Genomic DNA, 23801 nt, shown 5'->3' with positions numbered 1-23801 from the left:
TAATCAACATAGCGTTTCAAACACCCAACTCAATCTAAAATACATCAGGCAAACTAGCAAATAAAGTTATATGATATAAATAATTTACCTGAATAAAATATTTTTTAACTAGGTTTGTTATTTCATGGAGACACTGATTGAACTATGGTAACAATGAAATCTCAAAGAAAAGTGCTATTATCTCATGGTGAAGATGGGTATTTTGTTGTCGAAGTCCCAAGTTTACCCGGTTGTATAAGTCAGGGTAAAACTCGTGAGGAGGCTTTAGCTAATATTGAAGAAGCAATATCTCTCTACATTGAAGTTTTGCAAGACAGAAATGAACCTATTCCAGAAGATACGGTTGAGGTAGTGCTGGTGTGAGTAAATTACCTATTATCTCAGGTTTAGAGTGTGTGAAAGCACTAGAAAAAATCGGCTTTTTTGTAGATAGACAAAGAGGAAGTCACATTATAATAGTTCGTGAAGAACCTAGAACCACAATATCCGTACCAGATCACAAAGAATTAGATAGAGGTACTTTGCGAGGAATTATTCGACAAGCGGGTTTAAGTGTAGATGAATTTATTGAATTATTGTGACACAGCAATAAAGGCATGATCTCTGGTGCAACTCCATGTAAAATACAGATTCCAGACTGTATTTCCTCAACATCATGGGCAGCACTTTTGGTCATCTTTTCCGAATTACGACATTTGGCGAATCTCACGGCGGCGGTGTGGGCGTTATTATTGATGGTTGTCCCCCACAACTGGAAATTTCCCCGGAAGAAATTCAATTTGAACTAGACAGAAGACGGCCAGGACAAAGTAAAATCACGACTCCTCGCAAGGAAGCGGACACCTGTGAGATATTATCAGGAGTCTTTGAAGGTAAAACTCTGGGAACACCGATCGCTATCTTAGTCAGAAATAAAAATACCCGTCCTGAAGATTATGATGAGATGGCGCAAAAATATCGTCCTTCTCACGCAGATGCTACCTATGATGCTAAGTATGGGTTTAGAAATTGGCAAGGTGGCGGTAGGTCGTCAGCCCGTGAGACAATAGGAAGAGTAGCAGCTGGTGCGATCGCTAAAAAGATTCTTCGTCAAGTTGCAAATGTAGAAGTTATCGCCTATGTGAAGCGCATCAAAGATTTAGAAGGCGTTGTTGATACTAATACCGTCACATTAGAAGATGTAGAAAGCAATATTGTCCGTTGTCCAGATAGCGAAATTGCTAACACCATGATTTCATTAATTGAACAAACTGGTAGAGATGGTAATTCCATCGGTGGTGTGGTTGAATGTGTGGTGCGGAATGTTCCCAAGGGTTTAGGTGAGCCGGTTTTTGATAAATTGGAAGCAGATTTAGCAAAAGCGGTGATGTCCCTTCCTGCAAGTAAAGGTTTTGAAATCGGTTCAGGTTTTGACGGAACTTTGTTAACAGGTTTTGAACATAACGACGAATTTTATATTGATGAAAATGGGGAAATTAGAACAGTAACTAATCGTTCTGGAGGCATTCAAGGGGGAATTTCTAACGGCGAAAATATCATTATCCGAGTTGCATTTAAACCAACTGCAACTATTAGAAAAGAACAAAAAACCGTAACTAAGGAAGGTGAAGAAACGCTTTTGGCAGGAAAGGGAAGGCACGATCCTTGTGTTTTACCCCGCGCTGTACCGATGGTTGATGCGATGGTGGCTTTGGTTTTATGTGACCATCTTTTAAGGCATCATGGGCAGTGTAAGGTGTTGTAGGAAGTTGGAATTTTAGACAATTTTGCTGGGGTGTTTTTCTGGAATGCCCCTTTTGATTGATGTAGTCATACTTAATCAAGCCTAACTGCATCAATAGTTCCTATGACTACCATCAATACAGATCAAGACAACCAAAATCGCGTTAAACACTTTATTTCTTTAAAATCTAAATACCAAGCAACTCAATATCAAAATTCATCACCTTCTAGTCTTCTATATCTGATTTTGCGTAAAGTAGATTTAGAATTAGAACTTAGTGAGTTAGAGTTAAATTGGTTAGAAGAAAATCAACTAACACAAACAATTGAAATCATTTGGATACAGAAATTTAGAAAGGGTGAACTCAAAAAACTGGAAGATGAATTTTTTCAGTTGAAAGCTAAGTATCAAATTACTAAATCTTGTGAATCATCATTAGATAGTTTTTTATATCCTATACTTTGGAAACTTGATCAAGAAGGTAATTTAGGTAATTATGAAATTCAATTACTTCGAGATAATAATTTATCTGCAATAGTTGAAATTGCTCAAGAGATAAGAAATTTTTCCCTTCTAAAACAGAAGTATCAAGCTACTAAATATCAAGACGCATCTCCTGATAAGCTACTCTATCCAATTCTCCAAAAATTAGACAAGTCTCAACGTTTGGATGATTCGGAATATGAATGGTTACTAGAAAATGAATTATTTGAAACTATAGAGATTTTTGAACAACAAGAGTTGAAGAAAGAAGAAGATTTAAAGAGGCAAAAAGAGTTAGAAAAACAAAAAGAGTTAGAAAGACAAGAAGAGTTAGCAAAACAAGCGAAATTTACTCAACTAAAAGAGAAATATAAAGCTAATAAATACTTCGAGGCCTCTGTCGCTAGTAGATTACATGAAATATTGCAAAAATTGGAGGAAAATAAAAAGTTAGCTTATTTTGATGAAGATTGGTTGAAAAATAGAGGGCTAAAACAAACAATTAAGATTGCTAAAGAGCTTGAATTTAAAAGAGAATTTATTGAACTAAAAGGAAAATACAAAGCAGAAAAGTATGCAGACTTATCAGCTGATAGTGATTTGTATATTATTCTCAAAAAACTTGAATCAGAGAATAATTTAAGTAAGGATGAGTTAGAATTTTTGCAAAAATATCAATTAACAGATACTTTAGCCATTGCTAATGAAAAGTATACTGCTAGTTTAAAACACAAAGCAGAATTAGGGCAGTTTTTAAATGATTTGGAAATTGAATGGTTGCAAAATAATGGACGTGAAGATGTTATCAATTTTGCTAAAAATAAGCACTTTGTAGCACTAAAAAGAAAGTATGGATTGATAGATCCTTCACTTCCTCTAGAACCATTATATACGATTATGGTCAAATTAGAGAAAAAAGAACGGCTAGATCCTGTGTTAGTTGTTCAGCTTATAGAAGAAAAGCTTTTATCTCGTGATGGAAAAATTACTGTTGCATATTATAAGTTAGAAGCTGAGTTTTTAGAACAAGAAATTAAACGCACCGGACACAAATGGCATATCCCCACAGCAAGTAGTTATTGGCGCAAAGCCAATGAACCTGAACAGGCTTTAAAACTTACTAATTTAGATTTAGGTAAAATCAAAGAAAATAATCTCAAATCAGCTATTTCAGTCACTAGAGGTGCAGCCTTTAGAGATATTGATAAATTAGACGATGCAGAAAGTTGTGCAATAAAAGCTATGGAGTATCAGCCTGATAGTCATCAACCTTACACATTAATGGGTGCTATCTGTTATGATAGATACGACTATGAGGAAGGTAATGATTGGTTTGAAAAAGCCGTTCAGCGTGGGGCTGATATTGAAGATATAGATTCTGAAATTAAGCGGGTAATCAAGAATGAAAAGAATGATGATAAACGACGTGAAGCAGCAAAGTATCTCTTGAAAAAAGATTCACACCGTTATGCTTGGGCTAAAGATTATCTGAAAAAGCAGAAGGATAAAAAATAAAATCTGCGGATGATATATTCCCGACTTGTTTAATAAGGGAATACCAAAAAATAAATTATCCTATCTTGTGGGGTGGGCAAGATGCCCACCCTTATTTTGAGAATAGACTGTATTATATTAATATGTAATAATATACTCTTTTATAAAAAGATTAAACATGGATTTCGTCACGCTTTTAGGATTCGCAGCCGGTTTATTAACAACTATCGCTTTCTTACCCCAGATGTTTCAAACATGGAAGACAAAATCAGCAAAAGATGTTTCTTTCGTTATGCTGATTACTTTTATGTCTGGTTTATTTCTATGGTTAATCTATGGAATAATTCTCGGTGCATTACCGATTATCTTGGCTAATGGTATAACATTATTTTTTAATTTTATTATTCTCTGGCTGAAAATTAAATATAAGTAAAATTATCTCGTATCGGTAGGGGGTCAGTATTGCTGAACCCTTACAGAATCTAATAATGTGTCAGTGTCGTTACTCAAACCAACCTGCAAATTTATTATTATCTGGTTTACAATTAGATATATATAACGCATTAGATAAACTTGTGACATCATCTGTATTTGACTCTGAACGCCTTCTATTCACCCCAGCAAACCCCCATAATGATGCTATCCCGCTGATTTTCGCTTTTCCTAATGAGTACACTGTGGGGATAACTAGCCTTGGCTATCAGGTAGTTTGGGCGACTTTGGCTATGCGTGATGATTTGCAGGTAAGTCGCTTATTTACTGATACTCAAGAACAACTTCCTAGACAGCCAGAAATCTTAGGTTTTTCTATGTCTTGGGAATTAGATTATGTGAATATTTTCAATCTTTTGGAATCTTTAGGAATTCCCCTTCGGGCTAGTTTTCGTAATAAACAACATCCCTTAGTTTTTGGTGGTGGACCAGTTCTCACAGCGAACCCAGAACCTTTTGCTGAGTTTTTTGATGTAATTTTATTGGGAGACGGAGAAAATCTGCTGGGAAATTTTATTGATGTTTATAAAGAAGTTAGAAATGCTGATAGAGAAACTCAATTAAAAAGATTAGCACAAGTTCCAGGAATTTATATTCCTAGTTTATATTATGTAGAATATAAAACAAAAGATGGAGAAATAAAATCTATTAATCCCATTGCATCTGAAATTCCCGAAGTTGTCCAAAAGCAAACTTACCGAGGAAATACTCTCTCTGCTTCTACTGTAGTGACAGAAAAAGCAGCATGGGAAAATATTTTTATGGTAGAAGTGGTGCGGAGTTGTCCCGAAATGTGCCGCTTTTGTTTAGCGAGTTATTTAACTTTACCTTTTAGAACTGCGAGTTTAGAAGCTTCTTTGATTCCTGCTATTGAACGCGGTTTAAAAGTTACAAATCGCTTGGGTTTATTGGGTGCTTCAGTTACTCAACATCCTGAATTTACAGAGTTATTAGATTATATTAGTCAGCCAAAATATGATGATGTTCGTTTGAGTGTTGCGTCAGTCAGAACGAATACGGTAACGGTTAAACTAGCTCAAACTTTAGCAAAACGAGACACGCGATCGCTTACCATTGCTATAGAAAGTGGTTCGGACAAATTACGCCAAATCATCAATAAAAAGTTATATAACGATGAAATTATTCAAGCAGCTATAAATGCAAAAGCTGGTGGTTTATCAAGTTTGAAGTTATACGGAATGGCGGGAATTCCTGGGGAAGAAGCGGAAGATTTAGAAGAAACTGTAGCGATGATGCAAAATGTCAAAAAAGCTGCTCCTGGTTTGCGGTTAACACTGGGATGTAGCACATTTGTACCCAAGTCTCACACACCTTTTCAATGGTTTGGGGTAAATAAACAAGCCGAGAAGCGGTTACAATTTTTACAAAAAAAACTAAAACCCCAAGGGATAGATTTTCGCCCAGAAAGCTATAATTGGTCAATTATACAGGCTTTGTTATCGAGGGGCGATCGCAGACTCTCTTATCTGCTAGAGTTAACTCGTGACTTTGGTGATTCTTTGGGAAGCTATAAACGCGCTTTTAAGCAACTTAAAGGACAAATTCCCGATTTAGATTTCTATGTTTACGCTAATTGGTCAACTGAGCAAGTTTTACCTTGGAATCACTTGCAAGGGCCGTTACCTCAGTCTACACTAATAAAGCATTTGAGTGAAGCTACCAGTCATTTTCGTTCATCCTCTCAGCAATTAGAAATTGTAAATTTATAAACGCAGAGGGACAATGAGGAAAACGCAGAGGTACGCAGAGTTATGAAATTAAGGATAATCTCTAGAGATGCAAAACACATCTGAATTTTATTGTGCTTATTGTGGGGAACCAAATTTAACTTTTATTGATTTTAGTGCAGGAATGCAACAAAGTTACATAGAAGATTGTCAAGTTTGCTGTCGTCCTAATATTTTGTATGTCAGGATTGATGAAGATACCCTAGATATTGAAATTGATAGTGAATACGAAGGCTAAATTTTAGGTTGTTATTTCTATGTTGCAATTTAAACATTCCTCAATTATTAACGCACCAGTAGAAGTAGTTTGGAAATTACATGAAAGACCAGACATTTTACAACTACTCACCCCACCTTGGCAACCAATCCAAGTAATTCGTCGTGAGGGGGGACTAAATGAAGGTGCAATTACAGAATTTCGCTTGTTTCTTGGCCTGTTACCTTTGACTTGGTTAGCGCGTCATACTGAATATGAACAATATAAACTGTTTACCGATGAACAGATATCCGGTCCTTTTGAGTCTTGGGTACATCGCCATGAATTTGAGCTAGAACATGGCAACACTAGATTAACTGATAATATCGCTTTTTCTATGCCTGGTGGCGATGGTGTGGAATTTGTCAGTGGTTGGTTAGTACAAGTTCAGTTAGAAGCGATGTTTCGTTATCGTCATTATGTGACTAAGCGGGAATGCGAATCATAATAATCTAAAATAAAAATTTATACTGATATTTTCTAGGCATTGGCTCAGTAAACCTTTTGAAAATACTCTTAGTTATACTCAAAACGGCTAGGAACCTTACTTTTTCATAATACAAAAGCCAAGTCTTAAGCCTCTGTTTGGAGAGGGGTTCCATATTTGGTTAAACAATGAGCCGTTTGCAGTATACCAATCATATAACTCTATTCATCCAGCATAGAGCCTTAATATTATTAATTTTAATATTACTAAACCTCTTAGTAATTTCACATATATAATCTAACTTCCTCACAGAAAACAATTTTTGGTCTGGCTGTATTGTGCAATAATACTTAAAGTGTCTTAATACTTCTACATATTTTAGATGATTAACATTAGCCCCTGCGAAAACACTAATCATTTGTAGGCTTTTATGGACAGTGATTGGACTATTCTGCTGTGAGTATATTTTAGGGATTATTACTGAAATTCAACCGGGTGTAAAAGCATGATTCACGTCAAACAACTACTTAGGTTTCCAAACAAATTAAACCCAGCCCAAGGGATGTTTATTGCTATTGCGATTATTAGCGTTTGGGCTATTAGCCTGATTTTTTTAATGTGTATTGATATCTCCAATGTCAATTTTTTAATGTTATCTCCTATCATCCTTTGGCAAACATTTTTATACACAGGATTATTTATTACAGCCCATGATGCTATGCATGGAATAGTGTTTCCACAAAATCCTAAAATTAACCATTTTATGGGTTCGTTATGCCTATTTCTTTATGGTCTTTTACCATATCAAAAACTTTTAAAAAAGCATTGGTTACACCACCATAACCCAGCTAGTGAAATAGATCCCGATTTTCATGATGGTAAACACAAAAATTTCTTAGCTTGGTATTTTTATTTCATGATGCGTTACTGGAATTGGTTGCAAATTATCACTTTAATGGTTATCTATAATATTATAGTTTACACTCTTCATATACCTCGTAATAATCTCACTTATTTTTGGGTAATTCCTTCGCTTTTAAGTTCATTACAATTATTTTATTTTGGCACTTTCTTACCTCATACAGAACCAATTGATGGTTATAATGAACCTCATCGCGCCCAAACTATTAATCGTCCTATTTGGTGGTCTTTTATAACTTGCTATCATTTTGGTTATCACGAAGAACATCATCAATATCCCCATGCAGCTTGGTGGCAGCTACCTGACATTTATAAGCAATACAAATAATTTGCTAGTTTTTATAAATATAGGTTTGTGCCGACATATTCTAGGGTGCGGCACAACCATAAAGTCTACAAAAGCTGGCTTCTCTTGTGTATTGCCAAACTTTAGTTTGTGGGCGTTAAAAAATATAAGATAGACCTAACCCCCCAGCCCCCTTCCCTACCAGGGAAGTGGGAGTCAAAGCCTCTCCAGTATTAAGAGTTATTCCTTTTCTCTCTCCACCCCCCAAGTCCCCCCCCTGAAAGGGGGAGTCCATATGTTCCCTCTCCTTTCAGGAGAGGGGTAGGGGAGAGGTTTTATATTTAATTGCGCCAAGCTACTTAGTTTGTGGATGAATTTTCTGGTAAAGGTGGACGCACACACAAATATATTAAAGGACCGAATAGGGGAATCATAGCAAATAACCAAAATAATTGATTGTGCTTCCAACCTCGTCGCGTCATATCATCTCCTAATAAAGCGGGAAATAATAGACTTAACATACAAAAATCTAAACTCATGACATGAATAAAACGGCTAGTTTGCCATTGCTGAACAAAGTTTTCCCAGTCTCCTTGTAAAGCATAGGCAACTAAAAGCCCTGCGCCTAAAGTTAATAAAATTCCATTTATCCGTGAATCTAAAAGTTTGATAAATAGATTTTTTTTACCTACAAACTCTTGATTTGATGCTCTTAAAGCTAAATACGGTAAAAGAGCAAATGCACCAACAGCAAAGGAAGCAGTAGCAAATGGCCAAGCGCGGATTTTTTGCCCTCTACCATCAATAAATAAAACGGCGCTGTAGATTAAAGGCCATACACCCATGATATTAAATAAGGCGATAACTAAAGGGTTAATGCCTTGCCATTGACCAGTAGAAAGATTTTTAATTAACTCTAAACTTTCTGGGAAATTGTCAGGAGGAGCAAATAAAAAGGCGTAGGAAATAAATCCTAGCCATAACAAACCAAAAGCAATTTTTCTGAACATGATTTAAGTAATTTAACTAAAAGCTTCTGAGAGGTAATCTGCGGCTGCGGCTACAACAGCGATCGCACTTTCATAGTCTAACCGAGTTGGTCCCAAAACTCCCACACTTCCCACTGGTACAGAACCCCGACGATAGGGAGAAGAAATCAAAGTACAAGTGCGAATCGGTTCTAATGGATTTTCTGCACCAATACGAACTGTCACCCTTGACTTACCCAAATCCTCTGTTTCTGGTTCCTCACAAATTAGCCGCCATAGCTGTTCTTGTTCTTCTTCCAGCAGATGGATAATCGTTTGTACTTGCTGTACTTGGGAAAATTCCGGTTGACGCAAAACCTCTCCTACACCCCGCACCATAATTTGTGTAGCAGCTGGTGCAAAAGTCCGACGAGTTAATTCTACCAATGAATTTTTCAAGAATTCGCCATAGCGTTGAAATTCTTGATCCAATTCACTCCAGTCCAGATTAGCTAATTCCAACAGACTGCGGCCTCTTAAGTGGCTATTCAGAAAATTAGATACAATCTGCAACTCATGATCAATTACCTCTGGCTCTGGTTTGGTTTCTGATGAAGCTGTGAATAAATCCATCACCTTGGAATGTGTTTCATAACTATCAGTCACCACAATCAGCATAATCTTACCCGATTCAATTTGCACTAATTGCAAATGTCGTAACTGTGCTGTATTAGTTTGGGGCATAGTAATCAAAGTAATACAGCCACTCAAAGTTGCCAAAATTTGGGCTGCTCCTTGTAATAGCGCTTCCAAACCCCAATCTTCCCAAGGTCGAAGTTGTTGTAATGCGGCTTCCACCTCTTTACCTACAGCTTCCGTACCCCTTTCTTGGGGAACACTACGCGCTCGGTGAAGTAAACTACGTGTAGCATCTTGCAGAGACGGTGTAATCAGTTGGTCAACATAAATGCGATAACCAGAATCAGAAGGTATTCTCCCAGCAGAAGTGTGCGGTTGATAAACTAACCCAGATTTTTCTAAAACTCCCATGACATTGCGAATGGTAGCGGAGCTAACACCCAGGTCAAACTCCTCAATTAAAGCTTTTGAACCAACAGGTTCTGCGGTAGCGATATAGTGACGTATAATTGCACAAAGTATATGCTGTTGTCGATTGGTTAGCTGAACTTGCATAGGAGATGTTTTACTGAAGGCAAATTTTAATCAAAGGTTGAAAAAATTTGTGGCTTTTACCACTAAAAAATATTAAGTATTAATTAATTTAAGATAGCAAATTATATGGTTATGTAATGATAATTTAAAGCAAAACTCTACTTAAGCGTATTTACTAAACTAGTTTGCTGATTGCTACAATCTCTATTTTGAGAGTATCATCTCATCTTTTCCTGTATATTCTCACAGTACATTAACAAAAGCAGTATTTTAAGTTACAAATATAATCTTTGCATTTTGTCGCCTTCATAGCTGTATAAATCCTCAGAGGATGTTTTCAAAGTATTTTATGAAACCATTGGAGAAGGAGTCAGTAGTCAGGAGTCAGTAGTCAGAATCAATCAGTCGAGTATTCAGACCTGCGACTGATTAAAGATTACCAAATCTACGATTTGGTGCGGGTCTTAAACCCGGTTATTCATCCGCCACTCGCACAGAATTCAGAATGTATTCTGACTCCTGACTTCTGAATTCTGTTCGATAAAACCTAGATACTTAACCCCCCTTCCTACAAGGTTATGGGCATTTTAAAGCGTTTTTCCTAAAAAGAGAGAGGTTTTTTGGTAAAGTTTATAACCTTTCAAACATCCTCTCCGGGACTTGCAAATAAAAATCTCCCATTTCTAGGTTGTGTGAGGATGGTAGTCTTTAACACATTCTAGATAGAAGGAATAATGATGGGTGACGCTATCGCTACAATTTTTGGGTAATTTATTTTTGGGAAATCTCTCCATCTTTTCCCTAATATTGTGGAACTGAAGGATCAACTAATATAGAGTAGGCAGCAATACCACCACCAATATTTTTAACATTTGTGAATCCTTGCGCCACTAACCATTGGCACATTTGAGCAGAACGAATACCATGATGACACAGCACAAGAGTTTCCGCTTCCGAATCAAAGCGAGTAGAAACCTCTTCGTTCCATTCAGCAAATTCGCTCAGAGGAAGGTTAACAAAACCCTCAATGCTGGCTATTTCCACTTCTTGAGGTTCTCGGACATCCACCAACTGTAGTCCAGAATCACCAGCAGCCAGACGTTGTGCTAGTTCCTCTACGCTAATTTGGATAAAAGATTGACCTGTCATGTAGTTTTTCTAAACAATCCTCATATTACAGCAGATTGCAGATCAATGAGGTACAGAATCAAAATTGAAACTTAGACACCAAGCCAGTTTTACTCCTGACTCCTGCTGTATTTATGTTCGCAGAAAAAATCAGAAAAATCCTGTTTTTCAATGCATAGAAGTTGCGCTTCTAGCCTAAAATCAAAAACGGAGCATTTACTAGGTCTAATGTGAACAGCCAAAGCTCATTTTTTAGGTTTCTAGTAGCTGGTGCGATCGCCCTGCTACTGTTTAGTATTGCTGGCTTTTACTGGTTTTTTGCCAAAAGTCCGGTTGGCCTAGTGACTTATGGCTCTCAACCTGGCGCTGCTATCTTTGTATCAAAACTGTCACCTGTGATGGTGTCATTGCTGATAAATCCTGATGGGTTGCAGGGATTGGAGCAAAAAGGGGAAATTTCCCAGATCAAAACCAATTTATTGGCTAAAACTAGCATAAATTATCAAGAAGATATCAAACCCTGGCTGGGAAATGAAATTACATTGGCTGTAACTAGCCAAGATATAGACCGCGATCCAGAAAACGGACTACAAACAGGGTATCTGATGGCGTTAGCAACAGAGAACCCAGCCCAAAGCCGCGAGTTTATCGAGTTGTTGTTTTCCAAACGGTCTTTAGCTGGGGCTAATTTAGCTGTTGAACAATACAAAGGTGTGAAGTTACTTTATGACACCCCAGAAACATTAGCACCCGCCAAAATCCCAACTGCTTTAGCTGGTGCGGTTGTTGATAATTTTGTTTTGTTTGCTAATGATGCCAAAGTGGTGCGAGAAGCTATTAATAATGTCCAAGCACCGGATTTGAATTTAACCAGTTCTCCGCAATATGAAAAAGCTACTCAAGAATTAGCTAAAGATGCTGTAGCTGTAGCTTTCCTAAATCTGTCCGAAGTTGCAAAGTGGCAAGGGTTTGAACTGGCGGAATCTACCTATAATAGTCAAATTCTGTCTTTGGTATTAAATCCCCAAGGATTGCTGGCGGAAAGCACGTTTTTAACATCTACTTTAACATCTACAGACGTTACGCCTGTGTCTGCATCACTATCTCAACCTGTGGGAGCATTGAAGTATATTCCAGCATCAGCAGGTTTGGCAATTTCTGGGGCGAATTTGAGTAATTTAGCTGACAGTGATTTAGCAAAACTCTGGAGACAAGGAACAGCGACAATATACGGTTCATCAGCAGAGGCTATTTCTCGCTGGATACAACCTTTGGTAGATGTGCAGAACGATTGGGGTTTGAATTTTAGAGAGGATATTTTTAGTTGGGTAGTAGGAGAATATGCGATCGCTACGCTGACTGAAAATAACACACCTGTAACCAATCAAGGAAATACAACTCCCAATTGGGTGTTTGTGGTAGAAAAAACACCGCAGTTAGTAGCAGGTATAGCCCGTTTAGATAAAATTGCCAGTAGCAAAGGCTTAAATGTCAGTTCCCTAACTCTCAATCAGCAAACAGTCTCCGCTTGGACAGAGTTAACAGCTAATACTGAGGATAAATCAGCCCTCAGCGTCGCCGCCAAAATTCAGGGGGTGCATACAACCCAGGGTAATTATGAGATTTTTACCTCTGACTTAAAGACGATGGATGAAGTCTTGAGTAGCAAGGAAAAATCCTTAATTGACAATCCCAATTTTCAAGATGTGATCGCCCCTATTCCCCAACTTAACCAAGGCTACATCTATGTTGACTGGAAAAAGAGCCAAAAATTTCTCGAACGTCAACTACCCTTGCTGAAATTGGTGGAAGTTTTAGGCAAACCACTGTTTGACAATCTGCGATCGCTTACAGTTAGTAGTTATAGCCGTGAGCCAGGAACTCTAAAAGGCGGTGTATTCTTCCAGTTTCATCGTTCTTAATTTCTATTCATGACCCTGCGCGAACGCTGAGGAAGAGGTATTACGCCAATTCTGATAAAATGTAGTACATATAGCAGGGAGCAGGGAACTTTTTAAAAGGGTGGAAAGTCTCTTGGTATCTGAGTTTTATTAACTGTCTGTACTAATCGATCTGGCAACTTCTATACAGTCTTGCTACGCTGAGGATGGGGTATTCCCCAGAAAAAGATGAAAGATTTTCGTTTCTGGCTTCAATTTCGAGGTGGCTGGTTGTTGGCTACGATGACCGCTATGATGGCGATACCGGCAGCAGCCCAAACAGCAAATTTTGGAACTCTCAAGCTATCACCAGGTTTTCAACCAGCACAAGGAACGGGAACTGGCTATACAGGTGGTTCTTATTCCTTATCTGCAATGAGCAACCGCGATCGCGATAAAAAAGCTTGTATCGGTTTTGCAGATCCAAATCCTGACCACATCCTCATTTTAGAAAAAGACTTTGACAGCTTGAAAATATTAGTCAACAGCGGTGGTGATACGACTTTGTTCATTAAAGGCCCAGACGATGGCACAATCCGTTGTGGAGATGACACAGGTAAAAGTAAAGATGCAAGTGTGATTGATAAGCAATGGACAAGAGGCACTTATCGCATTTGGGTAGGTACATTTAATCCCGGTGTCAAACGTAACTACACTTTAAGAGTTGAACAAAAGGGAATAGATGACAAGTGACAGTCACAAAGGAATAGGCAAGAGGTAAGAGGCAAGAGGCAATTAATTTTTCCCAATCCCCAATCCCTAATCCCAATTACCAAGTAACGATAAAATGGGAAAGTAGCTCTCAATGCTGTCCAAGGGTACTATCTCGATGCTCTCTATACTACGTGCCGATTTTCGCATCATCTTTGAACGTGACCCAGCTGCCCGGAATTGGTTGGAGGTCTTGTTTTGCTATCCAGGTTTACAAGCCCTCATGTTCCACCGCTTTGCTCACTGGTTGCGTAGTATTGGTCTTCCATTTTTCCCCCGGCTCATTTCTCACATAGCTCGGTTTTTAACCGGCATTGAAATTCACCCAGGGGCTGTAATTGGTCAAGGAGTATTTATTGACCACGGAATGGGAGTAGTAATTGGGGAAACAGCCATTATCGGCAACTACGCGCTGATTTATCAAGGTGTCACCCTGGGGGGAACAGGTAAAGAAAGCGGCAAACGCCACCCCACCTTAGGCGAAAATGTCGTCGTTGGTGCTGGTGCAAAAGTTTTAGGAAATATCGCAATTGGTGATAATGTCCGCATTGGTGCTGGTTCTGTGGTGTTGAGGGACGTTCCTTCTAGTTGCACAGTTGTAGGTGTACCTGGTCGCATTATCTACCGTGCTGGAGTTCGGGTTTCACCTCTAGAACACAACAATTTACCAGATTCAGAAGCTCAAGTAATTCGCACCTTAGTTGACCGTATTGAAGCACTAGAAGAACAAATTCAATCTCTCCAAAATCACGCAAAAAATCCGATTTTGGTAGGTAAATTCATTCAAGAAGATGAATTACCAAAAGAACACAACTTCTGTAATCGTAGAGATAAAAAGATTCAGGAATTTTTTGATGGTGCAGGAATATAGAAAACCAAATATCAAAGAATTAACAAAAAATTTAAATTACGGGTTTATTGCTTCAGTTAACCATTTCTGGTTTTCATTGCGGTGATAAACTGATCTATTTTGTGGTTCACCCCGCAATTCTAAATGGTCTACTTCTGTAGGTTCAAGTAATAATAAACAAAAATTTTCTACTGGTTGAATAGGATCTGGTGCTGGTGGTGTAAAAGCTTCTGGTGTTTTTACTCTCATCTCACCCGGATCAGGCCAAGCAAATTGTAAACGTGCTGCATCACTTAATTCTTGCCACATTTTTATCCTCGCTGCTTGTAAATGTGGATGAGAATTAGCCGTAATTAAAATTAATTCTCCAGCAATACGAAATTGTTCTCTGGTGTTTGGGAAATACCAACAAATTTCTGCTGCTGGTTGTTTTGCTATTTGTTCAGCTTTTTCGCTACGGATATCGGTTATAAATTTTAGCTGGTTTGTATCTTCAAGAAAACCACGAAATACTACAGTGCGGTTTGCAGGTAAACCATTTTCTCGCACCGTTGCAAGTTGTACATAACGGGAATAAACCAGACTGCGGTTTTTGTGTAAAGCGCGAGTGATGAGACTTCTCCAAGGTGCTAAAGACATTATTTTTACTGTCAATTTTTTGTAATTTTATTTTGATTTGTTTGTTCTATAATTAGAATTTAAAATCTACTATTTTTAAGATCCCCGACTTTTATCAATATTGAATCATATTGAAAAGTCGGGGTTTTGATCAGTAATAAATTAATCTTGCACTTGACTTAACCAACTTTGTAAATCTTGTAAACTGGTAAAATCTAACAACGCTTCCCCAAGATTTTCTAAATTAGTTAAAGATAAACCAGAAATAGTATTTTTTGTTTCCTCTGGAAACTCTCCCAAACGTCTAGTTAACTGTCGCATAACTAAATTTAAAGCACTCTCTTTGAGTCCTTCTTGTCTTCCTTCTTGTCTTCCTTCTTGTTTAATTTCTTGATAAGCGCGACTTCTTTCTAATGAAATTCCTAACATGACTTGAACCTCCCGCAAAGTCAGATTTTCAAACCTGTACATCATGATTGTAGTAATCATTTCTAAAATCATCTCATTTGATGATGATTCTTGATTACTTTTTGTTAATAAATACTTGGCTGCTGCTGGTGCTTGACTTTCCTTTAAAGTCGTCAGTACCATTAATCCTACCCATATAGGTAATTGTTGAATATCTCCCAACTCATCTAAATATATTCTATGCACTTGATCGCCGTTAAGCAAAGAACGGTGAGGAGAAATATCACTTTGTTCTATATTCCGAGATGGATATATTATAACCGCTTGCCAGTCACTAAATCTATTACGGTTACGGTAGAAATATAAGTGAGATTCAGCAAATAATCGCTCATACAGTTGTTCATCTTTCTGAAACTGCACCTCGCTAAAATAAACTGTCCCCTTGGTTTCACTTTCTGGAGGTAAAAACACTCCATCAATTTCAAATTTCGGTTCTTTCACTGCTACAGAATCAAATTTATATAATTCTGCATTTTGGGGTGGATTTTCCAATAATTGAAATAAGACAGATGGATATTGTTGGAAGAGTTTATAAAAAATAGAGTCTCTACGCATTAATTAAATTCCCGATTTGTTTTGTTAACGAAGGCAGGATTCCGTTTTGGTAACAATTAAATATAAAACTGTTGCATATTATATCATTATACAAAATATTTTATCTGCGTTTAATTATGAATTCTTGTACCTCACTTGAATGGGAATTTCTAGATTACACATATAAGCTATTTCAGAAAAACTGAACGATAAAAATTCGAGACTTTACAACCCTGGCACACAGCCAGGGTTTTGTACTGAAACTAAAATATAGTTATAATTTATACAAACTAAGACATAGCGCAAAGTGGGAAATTTATCAATCTTCCATCCTCTAACTACTTGGCGTTATAGTCTTAATTTGTTAGTCAGCAACAAGACCTTATTATGGTTCAAGAACTGGAACGTAAACGCCAGAGTGCATCTTTATCTAAAACCGCACCAGCAGAGAATCCTGTGTTTTTTAGAACTTACATTTGTTGAACTGGTGGGACAAAAGGCGATCGCACATTACGCTTTTTAGTCGAACTTGGAAAATTTTCGCAACCCGTCAAAATAAATTTGACAAACTACTAGTGTGCAGTTTGCGATAGCGAAGCGCTCCGTAGGAATCGCACTTTACGTGGTTTAGTTAGACAGACTTACCCACAAATACATTTCCATTAATAGGACAGAATCTATGCTCCAACCATTTGAACCACAACCTCTGGAATACTTACTTAAGATATTTAGAGAAAGGGAGTTGAAATACAAGAACCAGATTCAGACACTAAAAACAAAACTCCGCAAGCTATATGAGCAGATTCAACAACTGAAGGATGAAAATTATCAACTGAAGTGGGAAAATAGTGAACTCAAAGATCAAATTATTGAGTTCCAGTATTTACCAAGTAGATATTCATCTGATGGAGATGCAAATTGTAATTGGTCTGATGACTGAAATAATCAGATTTACATCAGCGCAATCAAACCTAAAAAAATCCCCAGCTTCTTGCTAGGGAAGGAATTAAACCAAAGAACAGTATGACACAGATAGCCTATTTCAGGAAAACTGAATAGATAAAACTTCGAGAATTTACAACCCTGGCTCATAGTCAGGGTTTTGTACTGAAACTAAAATATAGTTACAATTAATACTAAATAAGACATAGCGCAAAGTGGGAAATTTATCAATCTTCCATCCTCTAACTACTTGGCGTTATAGTCTTAATTTGTTAGTCAGCAACAAGACCTTATTATGGTTCGAGAACTTGAACGTCAACGTCAGGGTGCAACGTTTCCAGAATCTGCTCCAGCAGCCAATCCTGTGTTTTTTAGAACCTACAGCCGTCGTACAGAGGCAGGTTTAAGAGAAAGTTATGATCAGGTGTGCGATCGCACTCTTAAAGGCTTAGTCGAATTAGGCAAACTCACCCCCGAAGAAGCTGCCCTTTTAGACAAAATGCAGCGCAACATGAAATCCCTCCCCAGTGGTCGCTGGATGTGGGTTGGTGGCACAGACTGGTTAACTAAACCCAAAAACTTCTCCGGGGCTTATAACTGCACTTCTACCAACTTGGTAGACTGGAAAGCCTTCGGTTTGATGATGGACTTGGCCATGATGGGCTGTGGTACAGGAGCTATCATTGAACCACAATATATTAATCAACTGCCTCCTATCCGTAATCGCCTAAATATTACCATCATAGGTGAAATTGGCAGCACTCCTCAAGAACAGCGTCATGAATTTACACAAACCCATATAGAAGCTAACACCGCTACTATCCACGTTGGAGACAGTCGGGAAGGTTGGGTAAAATCCTATCAAACCCTCTTAGAACTATCCAGCGATGAACGCTTTACAGGTGAAGTGGAAGTAATTGTTGATATTAGCGACGTGCGCCAATCTGGGGAAACCCTCAAAGGCTTTGGCGGAATGGCTAACCCTGTGAAGTTACCAGGATTGTATCAGCGTTGCGCCTCTATTCTCAATAAGGCTTTAGGTAGACAATTAAATTCAGTTGAATGCTGTTTGTTAATTGATGAAGCTGCTGTCACAATCGTTGCTGGCAATATCCGTAGAAGCGCGGGTATGCGTCAGTTCGTTTCCGAAGATGAACAAGGCGCAACTGCCAAAGATAACTTATGGCAACAGGACACAGAAGGCAACTGGCGCATAGATCCAGAACGCGATTCTCTGAGAATGGCTAACCATACTAGAGTATTTCACCGCAAGCCAACCTTAGAAGAATCCATTGCCGCTGTACGTAAACAATATTACAGCGGTGAAGGGGCAATTCAATGGGCTGGTGAAGCTGTCGCTAGAGCTAATGCTGATTTACTAAATACACCGGAACTCAAAAAAGACTTTTTGCAAGCTTACGAGCAAGGAAAAGCCGAGCAATGGATAAAAAAATACCATCCTGAAATTGATGCTGATGAGCTAGAACATAGAGCAGGTAGGTTTGGTTTAAATCCGTGTATAACCTCAGATACTTGGATACATACAGAACACGGTGCAAGGCAAGTTAAAGATTTAATTGGCAAACAATTAGCTGTTTATGTAAACGGTGAACTTTTTAGCACTACATCTGATGGTTTTTTCTTCACAGGAGTGAAACCTGTAGTCAAGTTACAAACCAAAGAAGGTTACGCTTTAAGACTTACCGAGAATCATCAAGTTTTAAAAGTCACCGCACAAACTCAACGTAAGCAATACTCAGAATGGTGTGAAGTCAAAGACTTAAACCCTGGTGATCGAATACTAATTCATGACCATAAGAATATAAATCCTTGGGATGGTTTAGGTACACACGCGGAAGGTTGGTTACTCGGTAGCTTATTAGGTGATGGTTGTTTCTCAGTAAATGGTGCTAACTATAGCTATCAGGCATCACTACGCTACTGGGGAGAAACTCAAACTGAGATGAAAGAATTTGCTCTTTCATTAGTGAATAATTTACCAAAACCACTTCAATATTCTCAGGATTTGAGAGGTGTTTACCACCAAACAAACAAATATTTTCAAGTTAGTTCTGCGAGCCTCGCAAAACTGGCTAGTGCTTTTGGTTTAGCACATAAACATAAAAAAGTTACTTCCGAGATTGAGCAAGCAAGCTACGATTTTTATTGTGGTTTTCTCAGAGGTATTTTTGACGCTGATGGAAGTGTACAAGATAAGCATGACAAGGGAATTAGCGTTCATTTAGCGCAAAGTGATTTACCTAATTTAGAAGCTATACAAAGGATGCTTTTACGATTAGGTATTGCTAGTAAAATCTACAAGAATCGTAGACCAGAAGGTCTGAGAATGTTACCTAATAGCAAGAAAGTTTTGACTGAGTATTTTTGTAAGACTCAACATGAATTAGTTATTGCTAAAGATAACATTCAAATATTTCAACAAATAGTTGGTTTCCAAGAACCTAAAAAAGCTGAGTTGTTAGACTCTTTGTTATCAGGGTATAAGCGCAATCTCTATAAAGAACGGTTCGATGTCAGGATTGAATCTATTACCTTTGATGGTGAAGAGTCTGTTTATGATTGCACTGTACCTGGTGTATCTCGCTTTGATGCTAATGGGTTTGTTGCACATAATTGTGGGGAAATTACTGGTAGCAATTTTCACTGTAATTTGTCTGAGGTACACTTAAACCAACTTGATCCCGACAACTACAAAGAACAAGAAGAAGCATTTACAGCAGGTGCTTTGTCAGTAGCCGCATTGTTAAATCACCAGTTCCTTGAACCCCGTTATCAATACAGTCGGGAATTAGATCCCATTGTCGGTGTTTCCTTTACCGGTTTATTTGATTTCTTTGTCCATGCTTTTGGGACAGATTGGTTACGCTGGTGGGAAGCAGGAAGACCAGAAACCACCGAAGGACTGGTTTTCAAACGTGGTGAGCAAAAATATCTCAACTTCTGGAAAGATGTCGTTCATAAAGTTGTGTGGGAATATTGCGATCGCCATCAGATCAAACGCCCCAACCGTTGTACTACAGTGCAGCCATCAGGGACTAAATCCCTCTTAACCGGTGCTAGTTCCGGTTGGCATCCCCCCAAAGCCCAAAGATTTATTCGTCGGATCACCTTCCGTAAAAATGACCCCGTAGCCCTAGCTTGTATAGATTATGGTTACAACGTCATCCCGTCCCAATCTGACAAAGACGAAAACGGCAACTTACTCAACGATCCTTTTGATCCTCGTTGTACAGAATGGTTGGTAGAAATTCCTGTTGCCGTATCTTGGGCAGATTTACCCGGTGCAGATGTGATTGATGTGTCTAAGTTCTCCGTCTTAGCTCAATTAGATTTTGTCATGCAAGTCCAGAGTCATTACGTCACCCATAACACCTCAGCTACCCTGGAACTCCGTTCTGAGGAAGTTGAGCCTTTAGGAACACGCATCTATGAAGCCATTCAAAACGATGAAGGATATATTTCTGCGGCATTGTTAGCGCGGTTTGACGATTTGCAATCATTCCCACGTCTACCTTTTGAACCAATAGACAAAGCCACTTATGAACGCTTGTCAGCGGAAGTGAAAGCAAGACGTACAACAGATGATTTCTGTGGAGCCTTAAGTCGTTACGATTTAGGGGAATTATCAGAAGCAGGCCCCAGTGGTTGCGACTCTGACAAATGTATGTTTCCAGATCAAGCACCAACCTCATAAGGATTGGGAATGGGGTATTGGGGATGAGGAAAAGTTCTTCCCCATTACCCATGATCACCCCGAAATTGCTTTCCGAGTTACGATTGATTAAGAAATAGTAATTTTTACGCCAATACTTGGAGACATTTAAATGTTCACTGATGAATTGTCACCCATCTTTAAACAAGCTACCCAGCACCCAGTCTCATTTTTTGGTGGGTTATTCTCTGGAGTGCTGCGACTCAACCTAGCTGATGATCCTGTTAAAACTTGGCTAGATCAACATATTAATTCCAGCAGTTCCCCTACTTGCGGGGTTCAGAATGGCAAAGCCACTGGCCCTCAACAAATTTCAATTGATTAACTTTTTCTTAACCGTTAAGTGTTAAATGTTAACGGTTAATAACTGTAAAAGCGAAATTATATTTCAATAATCTTTGCCATTTTTTTTGTAGGTTGGGTTGAGGCACAAAACCCAACCTACGAATCAAGGCTTTTTCAATTTTGCAAAAGTATTGATACAGCACTTCCCGGTGTTATGAGGTACAAGAACCCCACCCCAACCCCCTCATCGCTTCCGGGGAGGGGGCTAAGATGTACTTCATAAGAGCGGAAACCGCTGTATTTATCTTGATTTTTAATCGAGCAAATCACCATTTGCAATCAATTTTGTTCAATTATGCAATACATAAAAGAAGATAATTTTATATTATGATTTTTTGTAAAATCTTCTCTTTAGGAAAATGTCATAATCAGTTATGATAATAAACGTATGCGTATATTCAGTCTGATGACAGATGAAGTTATGGTTAATATCATTCAACTTTCGCTGTCCATAAATCAGAGGAGACTATGCAATGCTTGCAATTTGCGTAGTTCTGTTTTCTAGGTGAACTAATCGCTTTTTATTGAAAATTACGTGACCCACATGACTATTTACGTTGGAAATCTCTCTTACCAAGCAACTGAAGCAGACTTAAAATCCGTGTTTGCAGATTATGGTGAAGTCAAAAGAGTTGTCTTACCTACTGACCGCGAAACCGGAAGGCTGCGAGGCTTTGCTTTTGTTGATATGATGGAAGATGCTCAAGAAGACAAAGCTGTCACCGAATTAGATGGTGCAGAGTGGATGGGTCGTCAACTGAGAGTTAATAAAGCAAAACCACGAGAGGATAACAGAAGAGATGATAACCGACGTGGTAGTTGGGGATAAAAACAAGATTTTTAACCAAGCTCGTTTGAAACCATAACAGATTATTAGAAAAGGGTAATATTTTTTTCAAAACAGCTTTTTTCGATTTGATTCAATACGTAGGGGTTTAGCATTGTACTTTACCCCTACCCCACCATTGTCTCAACTCACCACGAGTTTTTTAGCAAGATGCTTTCTACGTAGTTTAGCCGCACCAAAACAAATGCCTAGTGTTGCTAGTCCAGCAGTTGAGTTAAATACCTGATACATATAATAAAACAGTTTTTATACAGTGTCTATAATTACTAAGAAATAAATTGGTTAGTTAGAGAAAACACGTAAAACCACAGAACAGATCCCCGACTTCTTAAAGAAGTCGGGGATCTTAAAATCTTAAGGGGATCTTAAATCTGAAAAAGCAGCCCAAAATTTCAATTCTGTAGTTTATCTAAAAACAATCTTTAGTTATCAAAATACCTTTCTAAGATAGAAGCAGCAACCAAAAGTTGCCATTAGTGAAACCAACCCAACAGCAAAAAGCTAGAGAGTAACAAAAATGGCTCAAGCCTCAGAATCTTTAGATTTGTCAATCAACTACGCTACAGACAAAGCCCTAGATCGTGATTGTACAACCTTATCGCGTCATGTACTCCAGCAATTGCAAAGTTTTTCAGCAGACGCTCAGGATTTAAGTGCGCTGATGAATCGCATCGCTTTGGCTGGTAAACTAGTGGCGCGTCGCATGAGCAATGCCGGCTTAATGGAAGGCGTTCTAGGATTTACTGGAGAAGTTAACGTCCAGGGAGAATCTGTCAAAAATTTGGATGTTTACGCTAACGACGTATTTATCTCAGTGTTTAAGCAAAGCGGCTTAGTTTGTCGCCTAGCTTCCGAGGAAATGGAAAATCCCTACTATATCCCCGAAAACTGCCCCGTTGGTCGTTATACCTTGCTCTATGACCCAATAGATGGTTCATCTAACACAGATACTAATCTCAGCTTAGGTTCGATTTTCTCCATCCGTCAACAAGAAGGAGACGATAGCGATGGTAAAGCTACTGACCTATTGACCAACGGACACAAGCAAATTGCCGCTGGATACATACTGTACGGACCCTGCACGATGCTGGTCTATACTATAGGTAAAGGCGTTCATTCCTTTACCCTTGATCCCAGCTTAGGGGAGTTTATTCTCACACAAGAAAATATCAAGATTCCTGACCACGGTTCCGTTTACAGCGTTAATGAAGGTAACTTCTGGCAGTGGGATGAATCCATTAGGGAATACATTCGCTATGTTCATCGCACTGAAGGTTATACCGCTCGTTATAGTGGCGCAATGGTGAGTGATATACATAGAATTTTAGTTCAAGGTGGTGTGTTTCTCTATCCAGGCACACTGCAAAAACCAGAAGGTAAATTGCGCCTACTTTATGAATCTGCACCTTTAGCATTTGTGATTGAACAAGCTGGGGGTAAAGCAACTACAGGATTAGTGGATATTTTAGATGTAGTTCCCAAAAAACTACATCAACGCACACCTCTGATTATTGGTAGTAAAAACGATGTAGCTAAAGTCGAGTCTTTTATTCAAAACGGTCATTAGACGAAGTTGAAAAAAAGCGTCTAACTTTTGCCAGTAATGAAGCTGAAGATTGGCAATTGGGGATGGGAATGCAGCACTAGCAATGTTTGTATGTGAATTTAAAGATTCATCTCAGTTGGTTGATGTCTCAGTTGGTTGATGTCAAAT

22 protein-coding genes are annotated in these 23801 nt (G+C 38.4%); 17 read left to right on the top strand and 5 right to left on the bottom strand.

Annotated features, from left to right (window positions below; translation table 11 throughout):
• The first annotated feature begins 144 nt into the window (after positions 1-144).
• The 9 genes from A9Y75_RS09960 to crtW all read left to right on the top strand — a co-directional run bounded on the left by A9Y75_RS09960 (position 145) and on the right by crtW (position 7872).
• Positions 145-363: a type II toxin-antitoxin system HicB family antitoxin gene (locus tag A9Y75_RS09960; RefSeq protein WP_071189408.1), complete on the top strand. Its 219-nt coding sequence runs from the start codon at positions 145-147 to the stop codon at positions 361-363.
• The gene (locus A9Y75_RS09955) at positions 360-581 is read left to right on the top strand and encodes a type II toxin-antitoxin system HicA family toxin (protein WP_071189407.1); all 222 of its coding nucleotides are present in this window, start codon (positions 360-362) and stop codon (positions 579-581) included. The genes A9Y75_RS09960 and A9Y75_RS09955 overlap by 4 nt, the downstream gene beginning before the upstream one ends.
• 74 nt (positions 582-655) lie before the next feature.
• Complete coding sequence (gene aroC / locus A9Y75_RS09950; protein ID WP_071189406.1) at positions 656-1744, top strand: chorismate synthase; 1089 nt, start codon at positions 656-658, stop codon at positions 1742-1744.
• A 102-nt stretch (positions 1745-1846) separates the two neighbouring features.
• Positions 1847-3721 carry a hypothetical protein gene (locus tag A9Y75_RS09945; protein ID WP_071189405.1) on the top strand — a complete coding sequence of 625 codons (1875 nt, stop codon included), beginning with the start codon at positions 1847-1849 and terminating at the stop codon, positions 3719-3721.
• Between the two features lie 157 nt (positions 3722-3878).
• Positions 3879-4133 carry a SemiSWEET transporter gene (locus A9Y75_RS09940; RefSeq protein ID WP_071189403.1) on the top strand — a complete coding sequence of 85 codons (255 nt, stop codon included), beginning with the start codon at positions 3879-3881 and terminating at the stop codon, positions 4131-4133.
• Between the two features lie 142 nt (positions 4134-4275).
• Complete coding sequence (locus A9Y75_RS09935) at positions 4276-5922, top strand: radical SAM protein (RefSeq protein WP_071189667.1); 1647 nt, start codon at positions 4276-4278, stop codon at positions 5920-5922.
• 67 nt (positions 5923-5989) lie between these two features.
• Positions 5990-6178 (top strand): CPXCG motif-containing cysteine-rich protein, encoded by a 189-nt coding sequence (locus A9Y75_RS09930; protein WP_016948965.1) that lies wholly within the window; start codon positions 5990-5992, stop codon positions 6176-6178.
• 19 nt (positions 6179-6197) lie between these two features.
• On the top strand, positions 6198-6644 hold the full coding sequence (locus A9Y75_RS09925; RefSeq protein WP_071189401.1) for an SRPBCC family protein: 447 nt from the start codon (positions 6198-6200) through the stop codon (positions 6642-6644).
• 484 nt (positions 6645-7128) lie between these two features.
• Positions 7129-7872 carry a beta-carotene ketolase CrtW gene (gene crtW / locus A9Y75_RS09915; protein ID WP_071189398.1) on the top strand — a complete coding sequence of 248 codons (744 nt, stop codon included), beginning with the start codon at positions 7129-7131 and terminating at the stop codon, positions 7870-7872.
• A gap of 317 nt (positions 7873-8189) precedes the next feature.
• Here the strand turns inward: crtW and A9Y75_RS09910 are convergent, their stop codons facing one another.
• The 3 genes from A9Y75_RS09910 to A9Y75_RS09900 all read right to left on the bottom strand — a co-directional run bounded on the left by A9Y75_RS09910 (position 8190) and on the right by A9Y75_RS09900 (position 11120).
• Positions 8190-8840, bottom strand: coding sequence for a DUF2834 domain-containing protein (locus A9Y75_RS09910; protein WP_071189397.1), 651 nt, complete (start codon positions 8838-8840; stop codon positions 8190-8192).
• A gap of 12 nt (positions 8841-8852) precedes the next feature.
• Positions 8853-9992 carry a heat-inducible transcriptional repressor HrcA gene (gene hrcA, locus A9Y75_RS09905; protein WP_071189395.1) on the bottom strand — a complete coding sequence of 380 codons (1140 nt, stop codon included), beginning with the start codon at positions 9990-9992 and terminating at the stop codon, positions 8853-8855.
• Between the two features lie 780 nt (positions 9993-10772).
• Positions 10773-11120, bottom strand: coding sequence for a rhodanese-like domain-containing protein (locus A9Y75_RS09900; protein ID WP_071189394.1), 348 nt, complete (start codon positions 11118-11120; stop codon positions 10773-10775).
• Between the two features lie 209 nt (positions 11121-11329).
• Here A9Y75_RS09900 and A9Y75_RS09895 point away from each other — a divergent pair, with 209 nt between their 5' ends.
• From A9Y75_RS09895 to cysE, 3 genes are all read left to right on the top strand, one after another.
• Positions 11330-13021, top strand: a complete 1692-nt coding sequence (locus A9Y75_RS09895; RefSeq protein ID WP_071189393.1) for a DUF3352 domain-containing protein — start codon at positions 11330-11332, stop codon at positions 13019-13021.
• A 207-nt stretch (positions 13022-13228) separates the two neighbouring features.
• Complete coding sequence (locus A9Y75_RS09890; RefSeq protein ID WP_071189392.1) at positions 13229-13732, top strand: hypothetical protein; 504 nt, start codon at positions 13229-13231, stop codon at positions 13730-13732.
• 136 nt (positions 13733-13868) lie between these two features.
• The gene (gene cysE / locus A9Y75_RS09885) at positions 13869-14621 is read left to right on the top strand and encodes a serine O-acetyltransferase (protein ID WP_071189390.1); all 753 of its coding nucleotides are present in this window, start codon (positions 13869-13871) and stop codon (positions 14619-14621) included.
• Between the two features lie 36 nt (positions 14622-14657).
• Here cysE and A9Y75_RS09880 read toward each other — a convergent pair whose 3' ends face one another.
• Complete coding sequence (locus tag A9Y75_RS09880) at positions 14658-15239, bottom strand: Npun_F5749 family FMN-dependent PPOX-type flavoprotein (RefSeq protein WP_071189389.1); 582 nt, start codon at positions 15237-15239, stop codon at positions 14658-14660.
• Positions 15240-15380: 141 nt separating this feature from the next.
• Complete coding sequence (locus tag A9Y75_RS09875; RefSeq protein ID WP_071189387.1) at positions 15381-16241, bottom strand: Rpn family recombination-promoting nuclease/putative transposase; 861 nt, start codon at positions 16239-16241, stop codon at positions 15381-15383.
• A 658-nt stretch (positions 16242-16899) separates the two neighbouring features.
• On the opposite strand from A9Y75_RS09875, the gene A9Y75_RS09870 reads away from it, so the two are divergent.
• The 5 genes from A9Y75_RS09870 to fbp all read left to right on the top strand — a co-directional run bounded on the left by A9Y75_RS09870 (position 16900) and on the right by fbp (position 23654).
• A complete protein-coding gene (locus tag A9Y75_RS09870) occupies positions 16900-17160 on the top strand; it encodes a hypothetical protein (RefSeq protein ID WP_071189386.1) in 261 nt (86 codons plus the stop codon).
• Positions 17161-17457: 297 nt separating this feature from the next.
• Positions 17458-20877, top strand: a complete 3420-nt coding sequence (gene nrdJ, locus A9Y75_RS09865; protein ID WP_071189384.1) for a ribonucleoside-triphosphate reductase, adenosylcobalamin-dependent — start codon at positions 17458-17460, stop codon at positions 20875-20877.
• A gap of 130 nt (positions 20878-21007) precedes the next feature.
• A complete protein-coding gene (locus A9Y75_RS09860) occupies positions 21008-21220 on the top strand; it encodes a hypothetical protein (protein WP_071189383.1) in 213 nt (70 codons plus the stop codon).
• 564 nt (positions 21221-21784) lie between these two features.
• On the top strand, positions 21785-22069 hold the full coding sequence (locus tag A9Y75_RS09855; protein WP_071189382.1) for an RNA-binding protein: 285 nt from the start codon (positions 21785-21787) through the stop codon (positions 22067-22069).
• A 535-nt stretch (positions 22070-22604) separates the two neighbouring features.
• Positions 22605-23654 carry a class 1 fructose-bisphosphatase gene (fbp, locus tag A9Y75_RS09850; RefSeq protein ID WP_071189380.1) on the top strand — a complete coding sequence of 350 codons (1050 nt, stop codon included), beginning with the start codon at positions 22605-22607 and terminating at the stop codon, positions 23652-23654.
• The last annotated feature ends 147 nt before the right edge of the window (positions 23655-23801 follow it).

The organism is Trichormus sp. NMC-1 (assembly GCF_001858025.1).
Classification (GTDB): Bacteria; Cyanobacteriota; Cyanobacteriia; order Cyanobacteriales; family Nostocaceae; genus Anabaena.
This window is presented reverse-complemented; position numbering and strand designations above follow the sequence as displayed.

Bases quoted from the DNA above. Each gene is read 5' to 3' on its own strand.
- A9Y75_RS09875 (WP_071189387.1), bottom strand. From the start codon at position 16,241: ATGCGTAGAGACTCTATTTTTTATAAACTCTTCCAACAATATCCATCT.
- A9Y75_RS09930 (WP_016948965.1), top strand. From the start codon at position 5,990: ATGCAAAACACATCTGAATTTTATTGTGCTTATTGTGGGGAACCAAAT.
- aroC (WP_071189406.1), top strand. From the start codon at position 656: ATGGGCAGCACTTTTGGTCATCTTTTCCGAATTACGACATTTGGCGAA.
- A9Y75_RS09870 (WP_071189386.1), top strand. From the start codon at position 16,900: ATGCTCCAACCATTTGAACCACAACCTCTGGAATACTTACTTAAGATA.
- hrcA (WP_071189395.1), bottom strand. From the start codon at position 9,992: ATGCAAGTTCAGCTAACCAATCGACAACAGCATATACTTTGTGCAATT.
- A9Y75_RS09890 (WP_071189392.1), top strand. From the start codon at position 13,229: ATGAAAGATTTTCGTTTCTGGCTTCAATTTCGAGGTGGCTGGTTGTTG.
- A9Y75_RS09880 (WP_071189389.1), bottom strand. From the start codon at position 15,239: ATGTCTTTAGCACCTTGGAGAAGTCTCATCACTCGCGCTTTACACAAA.
- A9Y75_RS09855 (WP_071189382.1), top strand. From the start codon at position 21,785: ATGACTATTTACGTTGGAAATCTCTCTTACCAAGCAACTGAAGCAGAC.
- fbp (WP_071189380.1), top strand. From the start codon at position 22,605: ATGGCTCAAGCCTCAGAATCTTTAGATTTGTCAATCAACTACGCTACA.
- A9Y75_RS09910 (WP_071189397.1), bottom strand. From the start codon at position 8,840: ATGTTCAGAAAAATTGCTTTTGGTTTGTTATGGCTAGGATTTATTTCC.
- A9Y75_RS09945 (WP_071189405.1), top strand. From the start codon at position 1,847: ATGACTACCATCAATACAGATCAAGACAACCAAAATCGCGTTAAACAC.
- A9Y75_RS09940 (WP_071189403.1), top strand. From the start codon at position 3,879: ATGGATTTCGTCACGCTTTTAGGATTCGCAGCCGGTTTATTAACAACT.
- crtW (WP_071189398.1), top strand. From the start codon at position 7,129: ATGATTCACGTCAAACAACTACTTAGGTTTCCAAACAAATTAAACCCA.
- nrdJ (WP_071189384.1), top strand. From the start codon at position 17,458: ATGGTTCGAGAACTTGAACGTCAACGTCAGGGTGCAACGTTTCCAGAA.
- A9Y75_RS09860 (WP_071189383.1), top strand. From the start codon at position 21,008: ATGTTCACTGATGAATTGTCACCCATCTTTAAACAAGCTACCCAGCAC.
- A9Y75_RS09960 (WP_071189408.1), top strand. From the start codon at position 145: ATGGTAACAATGAAATCTCAAAGAAAAGTGCTATTATCTCATGGTGAA.
- A9Y75_RS09925 (WP_071189401.1), top strand. From the start codon at position 6,198: ATGTTGCAATTTAAACATTCCTCAATTATTAACGCACCAGTAGAAGTA.
- A9Y75_RS09900 (WP_071189394.1), bottom strand. From the start codon at position 11,120: ATGACAGGTCAATCTTTTATCCAAATTAGCGTAGAGGAACTAGCACAA.
- cysE (WP_071189390.1), top strand. From the start codon at position 13,869: ATGCTCTCTATACTACGTGCCGATTTTCGCATCATCTTTGAACGTGAC.